Origin of the sequence: Pseudomonas sp. NPDC090201 (assembly GCF_044746825.1) — a bacterium.
In the GTDB taxonomy this organism is placed as follows: Bacteria; Pseudomonadota; Gammaproteobacteria; order Pseudomonadales; family Pseudomonadaceae; genus Aquipseudomonas; species Aquipseudomonas putida_AD.
On the sequence record NZ_JBIVCX010000002.1, the window covers coordinates 592465 to 611808 of the forward strand.

Below are 19344 nucleotides of genomic sequence, written 5' to 3' on the forward strand. Positions count from 1 at the left end.
CAGCAGGGGGTGCTGGCTCATCTCACCAAGGAAAGGACAATGATCAGATCAACACCCCACCCTCCCGAAACCCCAGTCACCAAATCTCTCCCCTTCGGCGTCAACTTTGGCAGTCGAAGTCTCTTCAACGTGCAATCCGGCATCCTGGTCGAGGATGCATTAGTGCTGGTTTCCGAATACCTCAACTGCGCCGCCGCGACGGCTTATGAATCCGCGGATAACTCTACGCCTGAGTTTCGGCCTTTGGCGCGGGCGGTGGTGCATCAGATCGAGGCGGCTAAGGCGTTGGTTGAGGCTTCTATTGCGGGGTTGGGTGAGGTGCGGGGTGTGGATAAGAAGTCGGGTTGAAGATGAACGGCGAGGGGCGCGCTTGAGAATAAGATAAGACTGGGCGATTGCGGCGGGTGGTGGGCCGCAATCGCGGGCAAGCGCGCTCCTACGGGGAGCGGTGTTCTCTGGGTTGGGGATCAGCCCATGATGCCTCGCACGATGAAGTACAGCAGCGATGGCCCGAGCAGGCAGCCCAGGCCTGTGTGGAAGGTGGCGGTGAGTGCGCCGTAGGGCACTAGGCGGCGGTCGGTGGCGGCGAGGCCTGCGGTGACGCCGCTGACGGTGCCGGCCAGGCCGCCGAAGACCATGGCGGAGCGTGGGTTGTCCAGGCCCATCCAGCGGGCGGCCATGGGGGTGCCGACCATGACGAGGATGGCTTTGATGAGGCCGGTGGCGATGGACAGGGCCATGACGTCGGAGCTGGCGCCCAGGGCGGCGCCGGTGACGGGGCCGACGATGTAGGTGACGGCGCCTGCGCCGATGGTGGTGATGCTGACGGCGTCGCGGTAGCCGAAGGCGTAGGCCACGCAGGAGCCGACGATGAAGGGCAGGACGGTGCCGAGGAACAGGGAGAAGGCGCCGATCAGGCCGGCCTTTTTCGCTTCGGTGGCCTGCACTTCAAAGGCAGTGGCGACGATGGCGAAATCGCGCAGCATGGCGCCGCCCATCAGGCCAATGCCGGAGAACAGGGCGATGTCCGCGAGGCCTTTCTGACCGCCGGTCATGACGCCGCCGACCCAGGCCAGTACCAGGCCGATGACGATGGCGATCGCCGAGCCGTGGATGCGGCCGAAGGTCAGGCGTTTGGAGAGCACCACGGAGATCCACATCACCACGCCGACGACGGCGAATGCGGTGACCAGGCCTTGGCTGATGAGGTCTTTCTGGATGAGATCCCACATATCAGCGGCCTCCTGCTGGGGTTGGCGTGGCGGCGATCACGCTGGCGTGGGGCGCGGTTTCGTCTTGCTCTTTGGGCAGCGGTTCGCCCTTGTTGGTGCGGCTGATGATGGCGATGGTCAGGCCGCAGAGCACCACGGAACCGATGGCGGCGATGACGGCAATCGGGCCGCCCTTGAGCGCGGTCACGACGTTTTGCTGGGCGGCCATGGCGACCACCACCGGGATGTACATGGCGCCCCAGAAGCCGACGCCCATTTCGCAGCCTTCGCTCATGCCGCCGCGTTTTTGCATGAACAGGCGGGCGCAGATCAGCAGGATCATGGCGATCCCGACGCCGCCGACGTTGGATTTGACGCCCAGCAGCACGCCGAGCAGATCACCGAGAATCACCCCCGCAAGGGTGCAGATAGCCAGTAACGCGACACCGTAAATAATCATTGTTATTGCCCTCAAATTGCATCGTCGAAGTTGTTGTTTTTGTTCCTTCGAAAGCAGCAGTCGGTTTATGGGTGGCCGGTGCCCTCCTCTCGCGACAGTGCGCTCAGCGTATCCAGCCGGGCACCCTGGAAGGCGACTGCGGATCCTTGTTCGAAGACTCTGCGCGCCAGCCCCGTGAGGACGGTGCCAGGCGGCATTTCAATCTGCAGGCGCACACCGCGCTCGTAGGCGGTTTGCACGGTGCTGCGCCAGTCGATGACGCGGCTCATGTTGAAGGCCAGGTCGTCGCGTAGTTTGTCGGCGTTGAAGATAGGCCGTGCGGTGCTGCCGCTGAGGTAGCGCAGGGTTGGCGCGGCCAGGTTGACTTGGGCGAACGCCTCGGCGAGTTTTTGCGCAGGCGTGTCGAGCAACTCGCAGTGGGACGGCACGCTGACGGCCAGACGTTTGGCGGCTGCGGCGCCCTGCTCATGGGCCAGTGCGGCGACGCTGGCCATGGCCTGATCGCTGCCCGCGATGACGAACTGGTTGTCGGCGTTGATGTTGGCCAAGTACACCGGGGTGGCGGCGCTGTGGATCTGGGCGATCAGCTGTTCGACGGTGGTCTGGTCCAGGCCGATCAGCGCGGTCATACCGTAACCCTGTGGATAAGCCTCTTGCATCAATTCGCCACGCAGGGCCACCAGCCGCACGGCATCAGCGAAGCTCAGCGCACCGGCGATGACGGCGGCGGGATAAGCGCCGATGGACAGGCCCGCGACGTAGTCTGGGGTGTTGCCTTGGGCCATGAGCAGGCGCGAACAGGCGACACCGGCGATCAACAGGCAGAGTTGCACGGCGCGGGTCGATTGCAGCGCCTCTTGGGTGTCGAGGGTCAGGACGTCTTCGTTGAGCGCATCGCTCGCTTCGCGCAGGCATTGGGCGATCAAGGGGTCGTTCGGCAGCGCATGCAACATGCCCGCTTGCTGCGCGCCTTGCCCTGGAAACACCCAGAAGCTGCTCATGCTGCGCGCTCCTGAAGTTGCCACGGATTACTGACCAGCCGTGCGCCGTCGTCGGCCTTGAGCAGCACCTGCCGCGCCGCTCCCGCCCACTCGCGCAGGGCCACGGCGCCGAACGGGGTTTGCAGTTGCAGGTCGATGCGGCAGATGGCGCCGTCCAGTGCTGTAACGAGTTCGGCGGCCTGTTGGCGGCTGAAGAACTGCGGGGTGCGCAGGATCAGGTCCAGGTCGCTGGCCTGATGCAGCACCGGGATGCCGGTCGCCAGTTCGAAACCGGCACTGCCGGCCACGCCCCATGGCAAGCCGAGCTTTTGCATGGCTGGATGAATCTGGCGAAGGGCTTCAAGCGCGGGCCACTCACTGTCCGTCGCGCCATCAATCAATTGCTCGGGCTGCACGCACCGGCAGATGTCGGCGCGTTTCATTACCAGGGCAAAACGCTGATCGCGCGTACGTCCACGCACGCCCACCGCCACGCAGTCGTCCGCGACTTGTGCCCGTCGGACCACCACCGGGTGGCCCAGACCAATCACTTCGGCCACCCATGCTGGCGCATCGGCAGGCAAGGCGGCCACGGGCAGGCCCCACAACAGATCGTGGGGCTGCACCGGCGCGAAGGCGTTCATTACCACTGCGCCCGCAGCAGTTCACGCACTTTGGACGACGCCGAACGATTCGGCGCGCCGAGGCGTGAGCTGAGGTCGGTGGTGCTGCCACGTACGTCTTTGATGGCAGCGAGCAGGCAATCTTGAACACGCGCCAGGTCCGCGTCGGCAGGCTGTTCGATCTGGTCAACCGAGAGGGTTTCCCAAAGCAGGCCGAGGCCGCCGTAGCTGTCGATGTCGTAGGCCATGGGCGGGATGGTGGCGGCGAGTTTTTCCAGTTCTTCGACGCTGCGCAGTGTCACCCGCGCCGCCGAAGCCTTGCCCATCGCATGAACCATCACCCCGGGGTCGCGCAGGGCGATCAGGCGGTTGGCCTGGTAGCCGTGGGCGAGAAAGGCGCCGGACATGGCCTTGCCGACCAGCAGACCGATCACCGGATGCCCGGCCAGACGAGCGCGGGTGTAAGCGTCCACCGCACCGGCCAATGCCTGGTGAATGCCCAGCGCTTCTTCGCGGCGGCCATAGGCCTGGCTGGGTACGTCGATGATGGCGATCAGCGGGCGTTTTTCGGCGTTGTTTCGATCCTGTTCGATGGCGCTGTCCACGGCTTGCGCCAGGCCCCAGCCTTCCAGCAGGCCAACTTCGCCGTTTTGCGCACGGGGGAAGCGGTTGGCCGGGTCGGCGACGACGGCGAGAAAGCGCACGTTCTGATCGCCCAGCTTGCCATCAGCCGCCTTCACCGAAACCGGTAGGCCGGGCACTTGGGCAGCGCCTGCGGCCAGGGCGTTGAACCAGTTCAAACCGCGTGTGGAATACGAGCTCATGGCTGTTCTCCTTGGTACAGGCTGCGCACGGCGGCGGGGTCGATCTGGGTGGCGGTGTCCACCTGCGCCAGGCGCTTGAGGAACTGCGCGTACTGGCCGCTGCGCTCCTGCTCGGGTTTGCCTTTGCTCAGCAGGTCTTCCACTTGCCGGGCGATGGCCTTGATGTCGTCGGGCACGTAGGCGTCCACCAGTCCGCTGGCGAAGCGCTGTTCGCCGCCGGTGATGCTCCAGATGAAGGGCCGGTCGCGGGAGTCGTACTCTTCGATGCCCGCTTCCTGCTCGATCACCTGCGGGCCGTTGAGGCCCAGACGTGCTTCCTGGGTGACCACCAGGTAGCTGCACAACCCGGCCGCAATCGACATGCCGCCAAAGCAACCGACGCTGCCCGCCACCACGCCGATCACCGGCTGATAACGGCGCAGATCGACGATAGCCGCGTGGATTTCAGCGATGGCGGCCAGGCCCAGGTTGGCCTCCTGCAAACGCACGCCACCGGTTTCCAGCAGCAGTACGGCGGCGGTCGGAATGCCCTTGCGGTTGTCTTCGGCGGCAAGCTCCAGCGCGCCGGCCATTTTCGCCCCGCCGACTTCGCCCATGCTGCCGCCCTGAAAGGCGCCTTCGATGGCGCACACCACCACTGGCTGACCGCCGATAGCACCTTTGGCGACGACTACACCGTCATCGGCCTGGGGCACGACGCCCTGTTTCGGCAACCACGGAGAGGTCATCCGCGCAAATGGATCGATCAGTTCGCGAAAGGTGCCTTCGTCCAGCAGTGCCTTGGCGCGTTGCCGGGCGCCGAGTTCGATGAAGCTGTGCTGCTGCAGCAAGCGTGCGCTGTCAGTCATGGCCGATCTCCTCGAAGCCCTGTTCCAGCCGCAGCCGGACCACGCCGGGGGTGGCGCCGAAATCATGAATGTCGATGCTCAGGGCGGGCGGCGTCTGCTCGCTGAACATGCGTTCGAACAGGTGCTGCCAGCGCGCCGAACTGCCGTTGACCGAGGTCACGACGTTGATCGTCAGTTTGCCGGGCAGGCCGGGTTCGAGCATCACTTCCAGATCGCCCGAGCCGACACAGCCCACCAGTGCGCGGCCCAGTGGAGGCTGGCCGGCGGGGAATTCAAATGACAGGGTTTCCATGGTCAGACAGTCCTCGCGTCATTGCCGAGCGCAGGCTCCAGGCAATCGATGAACAGGGTGGCGGCGAGCAGGTCGGCCGCGCCACCGGGAGATGCGTTGAGGCCCAGCAGTTGCTGATCCAGCTCGTGCAGGGCGCGGCGGCCACTGAGGGTCGCGCTGCCACCGGCACTCAGCACACGCTGCGCGCCGCTTTGCATGGCGTGCAGGCCTTGTTCGCCTGCGCGGTACAGCACGCAGGTGTCCGACAGCGTGGTCATGATCGCCAACAGCGCGTCGAGCCGAGCGTTCTGTTCGCCGTGGCCGGCCTTGCGGCTGCGCAGCAGTTGCGGCAGAGCCTGTTGGGTGGCGGCGGGAAAGCCCATCTGCGCCTGCTCTTTGGCGCCCATCGCGCCGTATTGGCGAGCGACTTGCGCGCCATGGCTGTTGCTGGCCGGCTGCTGACGATCTTCGATCAGCGCCAGGCAGGCGGCGCGTAGGCCGAGCCCGGCAGCCGACAGGTCCGCAGGGTCCAGCGCAGCAGCCGTCACCAGCAGCCCAAGGGCCCAGATCGCGCCGCGATGGGTGTTCACGCCGCCGGTGGTGCGCATCATCGCCGCTTCGCCTTCACGACCGATGCGGCCAATCGCTTCACGCAGTGGCTGGTTGATTTCGCCGATGTCGATGGCGACCTCGGCCATTTCCTTGAACGCAGGCCACAGGGACAGGGCCGAAGCGTGCATCAGGCCCAGGTGCAGGTCCTTGTGCGCGCCGCTGCTGCGACGGTCCACCAGCGCGGGCTTGGGCGAGAGGTCGGCCTCGTCGATCAGCGCGTCCACGGCAAGGTCCGCCAGCCGTTCAGCCAGGGGCAGGGCCCGAGGCGTTTCATTGAAAGCCAGATTGAGTGCGCGCATCACCAGCTCCTGAATTTGGCAGGCGGGTTGTACAAGCCACCGGACCATTCCACCAGTTCGGCGATGCTCTTGGCGGCCAGCAATTCACGGCTGGCGTCGGTGCGGCGAATGCCTAAATCTTCGGGCAGCGCGATCAGCCCGTCGCGGCGCATGCGGGCGGTGTCTTTGGGGTTGTGGCGCAGGCCAATGGCGGTCACGCCGGCGACGGCGGCGATCATGGCCTGGCGCTCTTCCAGGCTGCGCGCCTTGTAGAGGTAGGCGATGCCTTCTTCGGTCAGCAGGTGGGTGACGTCGTCGCCGTAGACCATGATCGGCGCCAGCGGCATGCCGCTTTTCTTCGCCACGTCGATGGCGTCCAGGGTCTCAACGAAGGTGGGCTTGCCGCCTTCCTGAAAGGTTTCGACCATCTGCACCACGAGCTTTTTGCCGCGTTCCAGGTACGCGTCGGTGTCCGGGTTTTGCTGGCGCATGTCGAGCCAAGCCGGCGTGCTGTGACGGCGGCCGCGAGGATCGTGACCCATGTTTGGCGCGCCGCCGAAACCGGCCAGGCGCCCGCGGGTGACGGTGGACGAATGGCCGTCGCCGTCCACTTGCAGCGTGGCGCCGATGAACAGGTCCACGGCGTACTGACCGGCCAACTGGCACATCATGCGGTTGGAGCGCATCGAGCCATCGCGCCCGGTGAAGAACACGTCGGGCCGCGCCGCGATGTAGTTCTCCATGCCCAGTTCGGTGCCGAAGCAATGCACGCTTTCCACCCAGCCGCTTTCGATGGCGGGGATGAGGGTCGGGTGCGGGTTAAGGGTCCAGTTGCGGCAGATCTTGCCCTTGAGCCCGAGGGATTCGCCGTAGGTCGGCAGGATCAGCTCAATGGCGGCGGTGTTGAAGCCGATGCCGTGGTTCAGCGACTGGACGTTGTGTTTCTCGTAGATGCCGCGGATCGCCATCATCGCCATCAGCACATGGACCGGCTTGATGTGGCGCGGGTCGCGGGTGAACAGCGGTTCGATGTAGAAAGGTTTGTCGGCGACCACCACGAAGTCGACCCAGGACGCCGGGATGTCTACGCGTGGGAGGTCGCTGACATCGTCCACCAGTTCATTGACCTGGACGATGACGATGCCGTCGCTGAAGGCCGCAGGTTCGATGAGTGCGGGGGTGTCTTCGGTGCTGGCGCCGGTATAGATATTACCGGCGCGGTCAGCCTTGAAGCCGGCTGACAGCACGACGTTGGGAATCAGGTCCACCAGCAGCCGCGAATACAGCTCGATGTAGGTGTGAATCGCGCCGATTTCCAGCAGGCCGTCTTCCAGCAACTGGCTGATGCGCAGGCTTTGCGTACCGGCGAAAGAGAAATCGAGCTTGCGGGCGATGCCGCGTTCGAACAGGTCCAGGTGCTCGGCGCGGCCGACGCTGGGCATGATCATGTGCAGGTCATGGAGTTTGCCGGGATCGGCCTTGACCAGCGAACGGGAGAGGAAATCCGCCTGTTTCTGGTTGTTGCCTTCAAGCACCACGCGATCACCAGGCGCAATCAACGCCTCCAGGGCCGCGACGATCTTGTCGGTGGGCAGTACCACGCCATCGGCGAGGGAACGCACTTGCTCGAGCCGCCGCTGCTTCTCGCTGCGACGACGCGACCAGCGCGGGTCAAGTGTTGTTGTAGTCATGCTGACTCCACGGGGGTTCGCTGTCGTGGGTCACATTAGAAGGTCTGGGGGCGGGGTATCAATCAAGCTTGGGGTTCAATCGTTACTATCAGAGTAATGGTTGCCCCTTCACGCCGCTCCCCAATCGATCTGGTAGCGTGTGCTGCGCCCTCCTCCGGGAAGCCTCTCCAGACAGCCCTTCTCCAGCAGATCGGACAGATGCCGGGTCGCCGTGGCCTTACTGACCTTCGCCACCGCCTGATACTGAGCCGCACTTATCCCGCCCTCGAATCCCGCGCCGGGTTTTTCGGACAGCAGATCGCCATTGAGCAGACGGTTGAGCACCTTGATCTGCTCGGCAGACAGGCCATCATCACGGTGGGCCTGCCAGAACCGCGCCTTGGCGAGCACCCGGTCCATGCGCTGCATGGCCTGCTCCAGCGTGCGCAGCAGGATCTGCAGAAACCACGCAAGCCAGGGCGTCAGATCAAGGCCGCCGCGCTGGGTATTTTCGAGTATCTGGTAGTAACCCTGACGGTTACTGAGGATGCTGGCTGACATCGCGTAGAAGCGAATGGCCTGGCTTTCGCCCTGGGCCAGCGCCAGATCGGTGATCGCGCGGGTCAGGCGGCCATTGCCGTCGTCGAACGGGTGCAGCGTGACGAACCAGAAATGCGCGATGCCCGCCCGAAGCAAAGGGTCCAGCGTCACGTCGACGGCGCTGGCGTTGAACCAGGAGAAGAAGTCATAAAGCTGTTTTTCCAGCCCTTCCCGGGGTGGCGCCTCGAAATGCACCACTGGCCGGTCCAGCCGCCCCGAGACCACCTGCATGGGCTCGTTGCCCCGTAGCATCCCGACCTGAACCCGCTTGGCCAGCAACGATTCGGTTTCCGGAAACAACAGGCGGTGCCAGTACATCAGCCGCTCGAAGGTCAATGGCGCCTGAAACTGCTGAGTGGCATCGAGCATCAACTCGGCCAGCCCTTCGCTGCGCGGAGTTACACCGTCATCAGCGGCGAGGCCCAGCCTTTTCGCCAGCGAGGAGCGGACGGAGCCGACATTCAGTTGCTCACCTTCGATGGCCGATGAGGTAATGACGTTCTGCAGAAGTGCATCGAGCTCGGTATGCACGGTGGCATCGCCGCCCGAGGCGCCGATCATTCCCAACAAACGGCCCTGCGCCTGGGTACACGCCCGCAATAAAGGCGCGAGCGGCTCGACATCCCAGTGGAAGGATGGCCAATTGCGGTGTTGCCAGATCCATTCGAGCGGTTGATTCACAGCGGGCCTCGTGAAGAAATGAGCCGAATAGGGGCTTTATTCGGCTCACACTATGAGCCGAATATGCGATTTATTCGGCTCATAGTCCAGTAGAGATGCGCCTGTGTGGTGGTGCATATGTATTCATCAGAGCTTCGTGCGCCCCTTCGCGCCAGCACAAGAAAAAGGTCGCGCAGCCCCCAACTGCACCAAACCCTACCCCCAAACAAAAACGCCCCGATCTCTCGACCGGGGCGTTTGCACAACTTCAGCTTAACAGCCGTTCAACATCAGAAAACGTTGATCGGGTAGTCGATGAAGATGCGGGTTTCGTTACCCTGGCGGTTGTACTGGTCGGCGTTGTTCGACACGCGCAGGATGGAGTTGCGCAGGCGCACCGACAGGTCTTTGGCCGGGCCGCTCTGTACCACGTAGGTCAGCTGGCTGAACCACTCGCGCTCTTCGCCACGGCCACGGTCGCTGCCGTCGTCGATGTTGTCGCCGCGTACGTAGGCGATCTTGTAGCTCAGACCCGGGGTGACGACGCTGGACAGGTTCACGCCGTAACCCAGCTGCCAGGAGCGCTCGTCCTTGCCGTTGAAGTCGGACCAGTAGGAGTTGGCCAGGTAGATGGTGTTGCCGCCATCGCTGTAGCCGCCGTTGCTGCGATAGCCGCCGTAGTTGTAGCCGGTTTCGCCGGTGCTGCGCTGGTGCGCGATGGTGAAGGAGTGGATGCCAGTGGCCCAGGTAGCGGCCAGGCTCCAGATCTTGTTGTCGCGTGCGTCGTCGGCAGCGATGTCCTTGTCCATCTTGGTCTTGTAGCCGTTGAAGTCCAGGGTCAGGGACTGATCCTGTGGCAAGGCGAAGACGTAGTTCAGGTTCAGGTACTGCTTCTTGAGCGTGTCTTCGTCGTCGGACGCATAGAACGCGCCGCTGAAGGCGTCGGTGAACTTGTAGCTGGCACCATAGACGTTGATGCTCTTCAGGTCGCCACTGTCGCGGCCCTCGGCGCTCTTGCGGGTCTGGGCGGTGAAGCGGCCGGCGACCAGGGTCAGGTCCTTGATCTCTTTGGAAGTGATCAGGGTACCGGTGTAGCTCTCAGGCAGCAGGCGAACGTTGTCGTAACTGAGCACCGGCAGCTCCGGCATCATGTCGCCGTATTTCAGCTCGGTGTTGGAGATGCGGAACTTGACCGCGCCGCCGAAGCGCGACAGGTCATCGGCAGGGTTGCCGCTGCTGTCCTGCTTGAAGAAGTCGATGCCACCGGCGCCGCTCTTGCCCTTGCCGCCGTCCAGACGCACAGCGTACAGGCCGAATGCATCGACACCCACACCTACGGTGCCCTGGGTGAAACCGGACGAATAGTTGGCCATGAATGCCTGGCCCCACTCGGCGCGGTCGGCGTTGTCTACGCCCGGGCCGCCGTGGTTCTTGTAGTCACGGTTGATGTAGGCGTTACGCAGGTTGACCTTCAGGCTGCTGTCTTCGACAAAGCCCTTGGAGTCCGCTTGCCCGTCTGCCATCGCGTGGGTGGCAGCCAGAATGCCCAGGGTGAGCAGGCCGATACGCTGTTTCATCTTGTTGTCCTTGTGTGCAGATTAATCGCGCGCTGTGGCAATACCCGGACAGGTAATCGCGTCTCTCGAGACCGATGACAGTCCCGAAAGCCCGCACGAAATCATCGCAGTGGACTACTGATGCACGTACATGGCGCTTGGCCACAGGCGGTGGAGGCGCGAATGCTATCCGCGGCATAGAAGGGTGTCAATTTGATGAAACCCAAACTGATAAACGGGTTCGCCTCTTCGTCATCCGAAGAGGCGTGTCCATCAGCTGTCGAGAATACCTACCAGCGCGTCGATTTCCGCGTCGTTCATCAACCCGTAGGGGTAACGCTGGATCAGCATAGTCCGGTATTCCTGCGCCTGACTCTGCGTTTTTGGAACCTGGGTTATCCGTAACCAGTCCGCCATCATCTGCCGTGCTTCACTGCTCGCAGACAAACCTCGAGTCACTGATGACTCATGACCTGCGTTCATAGGGATAACCTCTTGTGTCTTGAGCCGCGAAATCTACGGTACTTTTGTTACAGACGAACGAATCAGGTAACCGTTTAAGTAACCTTCGGACACTTTTGTGTGGGTAAACGAGAAAACGCCACCCACAAAAAAGCCCGTCGTTCGACAGGCTTCGTTGCGAGCAAGAAGTGAACCAACTCAGGGGCGATGAGGCGCCGGCTGTTGCTGGGTCAGGCAGTGGATATTGCCGCCACCGAGCAGCAACTCACGGCCTGGCACCATGACCACTTCGTGTTCCGGGAACAGGCGCTGCAGGATCTGGCGCGCGGTTTCGTCCAGCGGGTCGTCGAAGCTCGGGGCGATGATGCCGCCGTTGACGATCAGGAAGTTCACGTAGGAGCCGGCCAGACGCACCGACGGGTCGCGTTCCTGGCTGCCGTGCACCTGATCGACGCCAGCACACTCTTCCTCGGTGGCGAACAGCGGCCCCGGGATCGGCATCTTGTGCACGATGAACGGGCGCCCCTTGGCGTCCCGTGCGTTTTCCAGCACGGCCATGGCCGCCTGGCAGCGCGGGTAGTTGGGGTCTTGCGGATCGTCGGTCCAGGCCAGCAGGACTTCGCCCGGACGCACGTAGCAGCAGAAGTTATCCACATGGCCATCGGTTTCGTCGTTGAACAGGCCATCCGGCAGCCAGATGACGGTGTCCACCGACAGGTGATCGCGCAGCACCGCTTCGATCTCTTCGCGGGACAGGTGCGGGTTGCGATTGCGGTTGAGCAGGCACTCTTCGGTAGTGATCAGCGTGCCTTCGCCATCGACATGGATCGAGCCGCCTTCCAGCACGAAGCCTTCGGTGACGTAACGCGGGCAGCGTTCGATTTCCAGCACCTTGCTGGCCAGCGCCGAATCCAGGTTCCATGGCGAATACAGGCCACCGTTGAAACCGCCCCAGGCGTTGAAATCCCAATCCACGCCACGCACTTCGCCCTGGTCGTTGATGACGAAGGTCGGGCCGGTATCACGCACCCAGGCGTCGTCGTTGCTGATTTCGACCACACGAATGTTCGGCACGTCCAGGCGGGCGCGAGCGTTGTCGTATTGCGCAGCGGAGACGGCCACGGTCACAGGCTCGAAACGGGCAATGGCCTTGGCCACCGCGACGTGAGCGGACTGCACCGGCTTGCCGCCCAGGCGCCAGTTGTCCGGACGCTCAGGCCAGACCATCCAGGTCTGGGTCTGCGGTGCCCATTCGGCGGGCATGTAGAAACCATCGGCGCGCGGGGTGCTGTTGAGTGTGGTCATGTTTCAGGACTCCAGTTCGTCAGGGCCTGCGCTATGAACCAGCACGCCCGCTTCAGTTTGATCGCCAATCACCATAGCAGACACGCCATGACAATCTGGACGCCTTTATAGCCGATAAAAATCGGTTACAAAAGCCCGGCTTTACGGATGCCGCAAATAATCCCGACCAGAAACCGATATAAATCGATATTAAATGCCCCCCGTAGCAGCACGGCTTGCCGGCGGGAGCGATCTCAAGTACGCCCCGCCGGCAAGCCGTGCTGCTACGGGCGAGAAAACCCGGGTTATCCCTCAAGCTCGCTCAGCACCTTCGAAACGTTATCGATGAAGAAATCCACGCTGCGTCGGGTGGTGACCATCGGTGGCTTGATCTTGAGGATGTTCAGGTAATCCCCGGTGGGCTGCATGAAAATGCCCAGCTCGCGCAGACGGTCGCACAGGTAGGCGGTTTCTTCGGTGGCAGGCTCCAGGGTCTGGCGATTGCGCACCAGCTCCAGCCCCAGGTAGAAGCCCGAGCCATGGGCCGCGCCCACCAACGGGTGTTTATCGATCAGCGCGAGCAGCCGCTCTTTGAAATGGCCGCCAACCAATTGGGCGTTTTCCCACAGCTTCTCTTCCTCCATGACGTCCAGCACCGCCATGCCGATCCTGCAACTCACGGGGCTGCCGCCTGACGAGGAGAAGAAATAGCCTTCCGCCTCCAGCGCCTCGGCGATCTCGCGGCGGGTAATCACTGCGCCCAGCGGATGGCCGTTGCCCATGCCCTTGGCCATGGTAATGATGTCCGGTACCACGCCCTGCTCTTCGAAGCCCCAGAAGTAATGCCCCAGGCGGCCATAACCGACCTGCACCTCGTCGGCGATACACACCCCGCCCTGGTCCCGGACCTTCTGGTAGACCTGCTGCAAGTAGCCCGGCGGCAGGGAGATGCCGCCGGCGTTGCCATACACCGGCTCGCAGATGAACCCGGCCAGTTGCCGACCTTGTTCGGCCAGGCGCGCCAGATGGGCATCCACGCTTTGCAGGTAGAACGGCGTACTGTCCGCGCCCCTCGCTTCGCCCCGATACGTATTCGGCGCGACTACCGGATGCACCCAGTCAGGCCGGGTGCTGAGGGCTTGCGGGTTATCGGCGATGGAGGTCGAGATGGCGTCGGTGGCCACCGACCAGCCGTGATACGCCTCCAGCACACTCAGGACATCGCGCCCGCCGCTGTAGGCCCAGGCCAGGCGAATCGCCAGATCATTCGCCTCGGTGCCGCTGTTGACCAGAAACACCCGGTCCATGCCTTCAGGCGCAAGCTTGAGCAGGCGCTCGGAAAACTCGGCAATGGCCGCGTAGTGAAAGCGCGAGTTGGTGTTGAGCAGCGACCATTGTCTGGCCGCCACCTGCACCATGCGCGGGTGACCATGGCCGAGCACGGCCACGTTGTTGAGCATGTCCAGATAGGACCGGCCCTGCATGTCGATCAGATGATTGCGCCAGCCACGCTCGATCTGCGGCGGCGCCTGATAGTAGTGCTTCTGCGAACGGGCGAAGCTGGCATCACGGCGCGCCAGCAGTTCGACAGCGTTTTCTGCGCCGGGGGCGTCGCAATCGAACCCCAGCAGCGCCTTGGGCGACGGGCACAAGGCCTGCCATGCCGCTGCCCGGGAAGGCGTGGTGAACAACGGCGGGCTGACGTCCGGTTCGCTGCACAGCTGCACGATCAGCGAGCCGCCGCCCTGCCCGATCACATCGCCAGCGGCAAACTGCACGCCTGAATCGAAGTCCGAACGCACGCCCCACAGGCGCAGGTTCATGTCGCTGCCGACCAGCACCAGCGCGCCATCGGCGGTATGCCGCAAGGCCCCGTGAAAAGGTGCGTGCACTGCAATGCCATAGGGAATGACCAGTTCGACATGCAGGGCGAAAGTGTCCGGTTCGCGGGCGCTGTCAGGCAACGTCCGGGACAACCGGTATTCACCGTAGCGGCTGGCCGCCAGCCCGTGGGCCCGGGCAGCGTCCTTGAGCAGTTGCTCGTCGATCCCGCTCTGCTCCCAGTTGCCCGCCTCGAAATGCTCGCTGAGCACACCCAGGTCCACAGAGGTAAAGGCCTGGCCATTCAAACCGGGCAACAGCGGCGCGAAGGAATGCTCCTCGCCAGCAGTGTCCAACTGGCCCACTGCATTGAAAATCGCCGCCTCCATCAGCGCCATCGGCACGGAGGTCGCGACGTCGAAGATGTTCCACTCGCTGGCCAGGTTCGCCTGGATATAGGCATTGTCCGGCTCGATGCTGGCCTGCTGCTCGCTGCTGAGCACCAGCACCGCCGAGCGCGCGACGATCAGCGGCCACAGGGCCTGCAACTCCTGGGGCTGCAACGGGTTTATCGCGTGGTACGCCTGGATCGCCGACAGGATGTAGAGCGGATCGCCCTGGGCATGGTGCAGCAGCGCGGCACAGGTCACCGACAGATCGGCGATGCGCCAGGTGCTGACCAGATCGCCAAAATCGATCAGGCCCTGCAGTTGCCACATATGATGGGCATCACGTTCCCACACCACGTTGTATTCGGTGATGTCCATGTGGATCGCCTGTATCGGCAACCCCGCAACCAGCGGCACCAGGCGGGCATGGGCCTGTTCAGCGGCCTGGGCGATGCAGGCTCGCTTGTCGGCGTCCTCGATGACCGGCAGCAGGTGCCTGACCAGCGCGCTGGCATGGCGCGGGTCCCATTGAAGGATGCGCTCGAGCCCGGGATGCCGGAAGTCGGCCAGCGCGACATCGACCCGCGCGCACAACTGCGCCAGCCCCGCCACCACTGGCTGGCTCAGATGCTCGACGTGAGCCAGCGACTGCCCTTCGATGAACTCCAGCAGGCGCACATGCACCGGGTGGCCGTCCACCTCGGTCGACAGCAGGTCCTGGCCGTCGAGGGCGGTGATCACCTGCGGTACGCGAATGCCTGGCACATCGGCCAGATGGCGCAGGGCTGCATGTTGTGCGGCAAGCTCGGTGGTCGAGTAATCGCCATGGCAGATCTTCAATACGAAGCGCCGGCCTTCACCGCCATCAACCCGAAAGTTGCGATCCTGATGGCTGCCCAGCTCCTTGAGCGCGCCCGTCAGCCCGTAATGCGTCGAGAGCAATCGGGCTGCCTGATCGGTGCTGATGTCCGGGCAAGGCAGGCTGGATCGACGAATCAGAGTGGCGAGCGGCATGGCAGGGATCCGTTGGGCAGGAAGGGATGAGCAATATCGCCAGTAGACGTGTATATAGGCAAGCCCGGCCGAACGGTCATAAAGAAAATCCCGAAACGATCGATAGATAGCGCATCCGTTACACTGATGAAACACTTGCGGCGGTTTTATGACGCTTACAGCGCTCGGCAATCAATTAATTTCATGGCCTGCGGGCCGATTGTGCCTTGCGCGCGTCACCGCAGCACCACAAGCTATGCTTCGTTATCTTGACGTCCATCCAGGGAAGAAGGTTTGGCTATGCGAATACTTGTCACCGGTGGCGCCGGTTTTATCGGTTCGGCGCTGATCCGCCATTTGATCAACAACACCGACCATGAAGTACTGAATCTCGACAAACTGACGTACGCAGGCAACCTCGAATCGCTGCAAAGTATCGTCACTAATACACGTTACGAGTTCGTGCAGCTGGACATCGTCGACCAGTCCGCCGTGAGCGCCGTTCTGGAGCGCTTCAAGCCGGACGCGATCATGCACCTGGCGGCTGAATCCCACGTAGACCGTTCCATCGACGGTCCGTCGGCGTTCATCCAGACCAACATCGTCGGCACCTACAGCCTGCTGGAAGCCACCCGTGCCTATTGGCAGGGCCTTGGGGATGCCGAGCGCGCGGCTTTCCGTTTCCACCACATCTCCACCGATGAGGTGTACGGCGACCTGCACGGCGTGGACGACCTGTTCACCGAAACCACGCCCTATGCGCCCAGCTCGCCCTACTCGGCCAGCAAGGCGGCTTCGGACCATCTGGTTCGCGCCTGGCAGCGCACTTACGGCCTGCCGGTGGTGGTCACCAACTGCTCGAACAACTACGGGCCGTTCCACTTCCCGGAAAAACTCATTCCGCTGGTGATCCTCAACGCCTTGGCCGGCAAACCGCTGCCGGTGTATGGCAACGGGTTGCAAGTGCGTGACTGGCTGTTCGTCGAGGACCATGCGCGTGCATTGTTCAAGGTCGTGACCGAAGGCAAGGTCGGCGAAACCTACAACATTGGCGGGCACAACGAGCAGAAGAACATCGACGTGGTGCGCGGTATCTGCGCCCTGCTCGAAGAGCTCGCCCCGGAACAGCGCAAGGGGGTGGCCAACTACGCCGACCTGATTACCTACGTCACCGACCGCCCCGGCCACGATATGCGTTACGCCATCGACGCCAGCAAGATCGAGCGCGAGCTTGGCTGGACCCCCGAAGAAACCTTCGAGTCGGGCCTGCGCAAGACCGTGCAGTGGTACCTGGACAATCTGGAATGGTGCCGCAACGTTCAGGACGGCAGCTATCAGGGCGAACGCCTCGGCACTCACGTAAAGGATCTGATCGCATGACCAAAGGAATCGTACTGGCCGGTGGCTCCGGCACGCGCCTGCACCCCATCACGCTCGGGGTTTCCAAGCAGTTGCTGCCGATCTACGACAAACCGATGATCTACTACCCGATCTCGGTCCTGATGCTGGCCGGCATCCAGGAGATCCTCGTCATCTCCACCCCGCAGGACTTGCCGCAATACCGCGCCCTGCTCGGTGACGGCAGCCAGTTCGGCGTGCATTTCCATTATGCCGAACAGCCCAAGCCAGATGGCCTGGCCCAGGCGTTCCTGATCGGCGAAGAGTTCATCGGCGACGATTCGGTCTGCCTGATCCTGGGCGACAACATCTTCCACGGCCAGCACTTCAGCGACCAGCTCAAGCGTGCTGCGGAGCACAAGTCCGGTGCCACGGTGTTCGGCTACTGGGTCAAGGACCCGGAGCGCTTCGGCGTGATCGACTTCGACGAGCAAGGCCATGCGCTGTCCATCGAAGAGAAGCCCAAGGCGCCCAAGTCCAGCTACGCAGTGACGGGCCTGTATTTCTACGACAACGACGTGATCCAGATCGCCAAGGACGTCAAACCGTCCCCTCGTGGCGAACTGGAAATCACCGACGTCAACAACGCCTACCTCAAGCGCGGTAATTTGCGCGTCGAGCGCTTTGGCCGTGGTTTCGCCTGGCTCGACACCGGCACCCACGACAGCCTGCTCGACGCCTCGCAATACGTGCAAGTGGTCGAGCATCGCCAGGGCCTCAAGGTTGCGTGCCTGGAAGAGATCGCCTACCAGAACGGCTGGATCGACCGGGCCCACCTGCTCAAGCGGGCGGATTATTTCGGTAAAACCGGCTACGGCCAGTACCTGTTCAAAATCGCAGGGGAAAGTCAGTGAACGTCATCGCGAGTGAGTTGCCAGATGTCCTCATCATCGAACCCAAGGTGTTCGGTGACGAGCGTGGATTCTTCTACGAAAGCTTCAATGCCGCGGCGTTTGCCGAGGCAACGGGCGTCAGCGCCCATTTCGTGCAAGACAACCATTCGCGCTCGCAAAAAAACGTCCTGCGCGGGCTGCATTATCAGATCGAGCACGCGCAGGGCAAGCTGGTCCGGGTGACGGCAGGCAGCGTGCTGGATATCGCGGTCGATATCCGGCGCAGCTCGCCGAACTTCGGCAAGTGGGTCGCCCTTGAGCTGTCGGCGCAGAACGCCCGGCAGGTGTGGATTCCGCCAGGATTCGCCCACGGCTTCGTGGTCCTGAGCGAGCATGCCGAATTTCTCTACAAGACCACCGATTACTACACCCCGTCGGCCGAGCGCTGCATTCGCTGGGACGATCCGGACCTTGCCATCGACTGGCAACTGACTGACGCACCCAAGCTGTCAGCCAAGGACCAGGTGGGCAAGCGCCTGACCGACGCGGATCTGTTCCCATGAGCCATGCCCTGCGAATCCTGATCGTAGGGCAACACGGCCAGGTGTCCCAGGCGTTGCAACACAGCCTCAAGGACCTGGGCGAACTGATCGTGCCGGGGCGTGAGCGTCTGGACCTGAGCCAGCCCGAATCGATTCGTGCGCTGGTGCGCGACATCAAGCCGGACCTGATCATCAACGCAGCGGCGCACACGGCGGTGGATCAGGCCGAGAGCGAGCCTGAACTGGCCTTCGCGATCAACGCCACTTCACCCGGCGTGCTTGCCGAAGAAGCGGCCGCGTTGGGCATTCCGTTCATTCACTACTCCACCGATTACGTGTTCGATGGCAGCAAGGACGGTGCCTGGACCGAGTCCGACGTACCCAACCCACTGGGCGTCTACGGCCTCAGCAAGCTGGCGGGCGAACAGGCCGTCGAACAGGCAGGCGGTCAGTACCTGATTCTGCGCACCAGTTGGGTGTATTCCCTGACCGGGCGCAACTTCCTGCTGACCATGCAACGGTTGCTGCAGGAGCGCGAGAAGCTGACCGTCGTCGCCGACCAGATTGGCGCGCCGACCTGGGCCGGCACCATCGCCCACAGCACCCGCGAACTGGTCGAGCGCTGGCGCGATGGCAAGCCGGGCGCCTGGGGTGTCTATCACCTGACCAACAGTGGCGAAACGTCCTGGTTCGGCTTTGCCCAGGCCATCGGCCAGCAACTGGTAAAGGCCGGCAAGCCCTGCGCGACCCTTGAGCCCATTCCTTCCAGCGCCTACCCGACCCCGGCAGTGCGCCCGCTCAACTCGCGCCTGGACTGCACCCGGCTGCAACGGGAGTGGGGCGTCAGCCAGCCCGACTGGCATGACGCAATGCTGGAGTGCTTAGCACAGCAGCCGTAGGCATAATGCGAGTGATATCGAGCCTACACCGCGAGTAGTCTATTGCGACCGCTGCGCGCTCGTTCGCGGATAAATCCGCTCCCACAGGCAAGACACGATTCGCTGTGGGAGCGGATTCATCCGCGAGACA

The 19344-nt window shown here is 63.1% G+C and carries 19 protein-coding genes; 5 read left to right on the plus strand and 14 right to left on the minus strand.

Annotated elements, in window-relative coordinates:
• The first annotated feature begins 39 nt into the window (after window positions 1-39).
• Window positions 40-348, plus strand: coding sequence for a DUF6124 family protein (locus tag ACIPOO_RS08810; protein ID WP_274133218.1), 309 nt, complete (start codon window positions 40-42; stop codon window positions 346-348).
• A gap of 119 nt (window positions 349-467) precedes the next feature.
• Here ACIPOO_RS08810 and madM read toward each other — a convergent pair whose 3' ends face one another.
• The 14 genes from madM to ACIPOO_RS08880 all read right to left on the minus strand — a co-directional run bounded on the left by madM (window position 468) and on the right by ACIPOO_RS08880 (window position 15563).
• On the minus strand, window positions 468-1232 hold the full coding sequence (madM, locus tag ACIPOO_RS08815; RefSeq protein ID WP_400605940.1) for a malonate transporter subunit MadM: 765 nt from the start codon (window positions 1230-1232) through the stop codon (window positions 468-470).
• Between the two features lies 1 nt (window position 1233).
• Window positions 1234-1671 carry a malonate transporter subunit MadL gene (gene madL / locus ACIPOO_RS08820; RefSeq protein WP_400605942.1) on the minus strand — a complete coding sequence of 146 codons (438 nt, stop codon included), beginning with the start codon at window positions 1669-1671 and terminating at the stop codon, window positions 1234-1236.
• Window positions 1672-1736: 65 nt separating this feature from the next.
• Complete coding sequence (gene mdcH, locus ACIPOO_RS08825; protein WP_400605944.1) at window positions 1737-2672, minus strand: malonate decarboxylase subunit epsilon; 936 nt, start codon at window positions 2670-2672, stop codon at window positions 1737-1739.
• Window positions 2669-3295, minus strand: a complete 627-nt coding sequence (locus ACIPOO_RS08830; protein WP_400605946.1) for a malonate decarboxylase holo-ACP synthase — start codon at window positions 3293-3295, stop codon at window positions 2669-2671. Before ACIPOO_RS08830 ends, mdcH begins: the two co-directional genes overlap by 4 nt.
• Complete coding sequence (gene mdcE / locus ACIPOO_RS08835) at window positions 3295-4098, minus strand: biotin-independent malonate decarboxylase subunit gamma (RefSeq protein WP_400605948.1); 804 nt, start codon at window positions 4096-4098, stop codon at window positions 3295-3297. The genes ACIPOO_RS08830 and mdcE overlap by 1 nt, the downstream gene beginning before the upstream one ends.
• Entirely contained in the window at window positions 4095-4946 is an 852-nt protein-coding gene (locus ACIPOO_RS08840; RefSeq protein WP_400605950.1) for a biotin-independent malonate decarboxylase subunit beta, read from the minus strand. Before ACIPOO_RS08840 ends, mdcE begins: the two co-directional genes overlap by 4 nt.
• Entirely contained in the window at window positions 4939-5238 is a 300-nt protein-coding gene (locus tag ACIPOO_RS08845; protein WP_274133225.1) for a malonate decarboxylase subunit delta, read from the minus strand. Before ACIPOO_RS08845 ends, ACIPOO_RS08840 begins: the two co-directional genes overlap by 8 nt.
• 2 nt (window positions 5239-5240) lie before the next feature.
• Window positions 5241-6128 (minus strand): triphosphoribosyl-dephospho-CoA synthase, encoded by an 888-nt coding sequence (locus tag ACIPOO_RS08850; protein WP_400605953.1) that lies wholly within the window; start codon window positions 6126-6128, stop codon window positions 5241-5243.
• Window positions 6128-7798, minus strand: a complete 1671-nt coding sequence (mdcA, locus tag ACIPOO_RS08855; RefSeq protein ID WP_400605956.1) for a malonate decarboxylase subunit alpha — start codon at window positions 7796-7798, stop codon at window positions 6128-6130. Before mdcA ends, ACIPOO_RS08850 begins: the two co-directional genes overlap by 1 nt.
• A gap of 108 nt (window positions 7799-7906) precedes the next feature.
• On the minus strand, window positions 7907-9058 hold the full coding sequence (locus tag ACIPOO_RS08860) for a Fic family protein (RefSeq protein WP_274133229.1): 1152 nt from the start codon (window positions 9056-9058) through the stop codon (window positions 7907-7909).
• Between the two features lie 269 nt (window positions 9059-9327).
• Window positions 9328-10614 (minus strand): OprD family porin, encoded by a 1287-nt coding sequence (locus ACIPOO_RS08865; protein ID WP_274133230.1) that lies wholly within the window; start codon window positions 10612-10614, stop codon window positions 9328-9330.
• 252 nt (window positions 10615-10866) lie between these two features.
• On the minus strand, window positions 10867-11076 hold the full coding sequence (locus ACIPOO_RS08870; RefSeq protein WP_400605959.1) for a hypothetical protein: 210 nt from the start codon (window positions 11074-11076) through the stop codon (window positions 10867-10869).
• A gap of 177 nt (window positions 11077-11253) precedes the next feature.
• Entirely contained in the window at window positions 11254-12360 is a 1107-nt protein-coding gene (aguA, locus tag ACIPOO_RS08875; protein WP_274133232.1) for an agmatine deiminase, read from the minus strand.
• 284 nt (window positions 12361-12644) lie between these two features.
• Window positions 12645-15563 carry an aminotransferase gene (locus ACIPOO_RS08880; protein ID WP_400605961.1) on the minus strand — a complete coding sequence of 973 codons (2919 nt, stop codon included), beginning with the start codon at window positions 15561-15563 and terminating at the stop codon, window positions 12645-12647.
• Window positions 15564-15842: 279 nt separating this feature from the next.
• On the opposite strand from ACIPOO_RS08880, the gene rfbB reads away from it, so the two are divergent.
• From rfbB to rfbD, 4 genes are read left to right on the plus strand one after another with little or no spacing between them, the layout of a single operon-like run.
• Window positions 15843-16922 carry a dTDP-glucose 4,6-dehydratase gene (rfbB, locus tag ACIPOO_RS08885; RefSeq protein WP_274133234.1) on the plus strand — a complete coding sequence of 360 codons (1080 nt, stop codon included), beginning with the start codon at window positions 15843-15845 and terminating at the stop codon, window positions 16920-16922.
• Window positions 16919-17794, plus strand: coding sequence for a glucose-1-phosphate thymidylyltransferase RfbA (gene rfbA / locus ACIPOO_RS08890; RefSeq protein WP_274133235.1), 876 nt, complete (start codon window positions 16919-16921; stop codon window positions 17792-17794). Before rfbB ends, rfbA begins: the two co-directional genes overlap by 4 nt.
• Complete coding sequence (gene rfbC, locus ACIPOO_RS08895) at window positions 17791-18336, plus strand: dTDP-4-dehydrorhamnose 3,5-epimerase (RefSeq protein ID WP_274133236.1); 546 nt, start codon at window positions 17791-17793, stop codon at window positions 18334-18336. Before rfbA ends, rfbC begins: the two co-directional genes overlap by 4 nt.
• A complete protein-coding gene (rfbD, locus tag ACIPOO_RS08900; protein WP_400605965.1) occupies window positions 18333-19214 on the plus strand; it encodes a dTDP-4-dehydrorhamnose reductase in 882 nt (293 codons plus the stop codon). Before rfbC ends, rfbD begins: the two co-directional genes overlap by 4 nt.
• Window positions 19215-19344: the final 130 nt, after the last annotated feature.

Bases quoted from the DNA above. Each gene is read 5' to 3' on its own strand.
- ACIPOO_RS08865 (WP_274133230.1), bottom strand. From the start codon at position 10,614: ATGAAACAGCGTATCGGCCTGCTCACCCTGGGCATTCTGGCTGCCACC.
- rfbA (WP_274133235.1), top strand. From the start codon at position 16,919: ATGACCAAAGGAATCGTACTGGCCGGTGGCTCCGGCACGCGCCTGCAC.
- ACIPOO_RS08830 (WP_400605946.1), bottom strand. From the start codon at position 3,295: ATGAACGCCTTCGCGCCGGTGCAGCCCCACGATCTGTTGTGGGGCCTG.
- aguA (WP_274133232.1), bottom strand. From the start codon at position 12,360: ATGACCACACTCAACAGCACCCCGCGCGCCGATGGTTTCTACATGCCC.
- ACIPOO_RS08880 (WP_400605961.1), bottom strand. From the start codon at position 15,563: ATGCCGCTCGCCACTCTGATTCGTCGATCCAGCCTGCCTTGCCCGGAC.
- mdcE (WP_400605948.1), bottom strand. From the start codon at position 4,098: ATGAGCTCGTATTCCACACGCGGTTTGAACTGGTTCAACGCCCTGGCC.
- mdcA (WP_400605956.1), bottom strand. From the start codon at position 7,798: ATGACTACAACAACACTTGACCCGCGCTGGTCGCGTCGTCGCAGCGAG.
- ACIPOO_RS08810 (WP_274133218.1), top strand. From the start codon at position 40: ATGATCAGATCAACACCCCACCCTCCCGAAACCCCAGTCACCAAATCT.
- ACIPOO_RS08840 (WP_400605950.1), bottom strand. From the start codon at position 4,946: ATGACTGACAGCGCACGCTTGCTGCAGCAGCACAGCTTCATCGAACTC.
- madM (WP_400605940.1), bottom strand. From the start codon at position 1,232: ATGTGGGATCTCATCCAGAAAGACCTCATCAGCCAAGGCCTGGTCACC.
- mdcH (WP_400605944.1), bottom strand. From the start codon at position 2,672: ATGAGCAGCTTCTGGGTGTTTCCAGGGCAAGGCGCGCAGCAAGCGGGC.
- ACIPOO_RS08845 (WP_274133225.1), bottom strand. From the start codon at position 5,238: ATGGAAACCCTGTCATTTGAATTCCCCGCCGGCCAGCCTCCACTGGGC.
- madL (WP_400605942.1), bottom strand. From the start codon at position 1,671: ATGATTATTTACGGTGTCGCGTTACTGGCTATCTGCACCCTTGCGGGG.
- rfbD (WP_400605965.1), top strand. From the start codon at position 18,333: ATGAGCCATGCCCTGCGAATCCTGATCGTAGGGCAACACGGCCAGGTG.
- ACIPOO_RS08850 (WP_400605953.1), bottom strand. From the start codon at position 6,128: ATGCGCGCACTCAATCTGGCTTTCAATGAAACGCCTCGGGCCCTGCCC.
- ACIPOO_RS08870 (WP_400605959.1), bottom strand. From the start codon at position 11,076: ATGAACGCAGGTCATGAGTCATCAGTGACTCGAGGTTTGTCTGCGAGC.
- rfbB (WP_274133234.1), top strand. From the start codon at position 15,843: ATGCGAATACTTGTCACCGGTGGCGCCGGTTTTATCGGTTCGGCGCTG.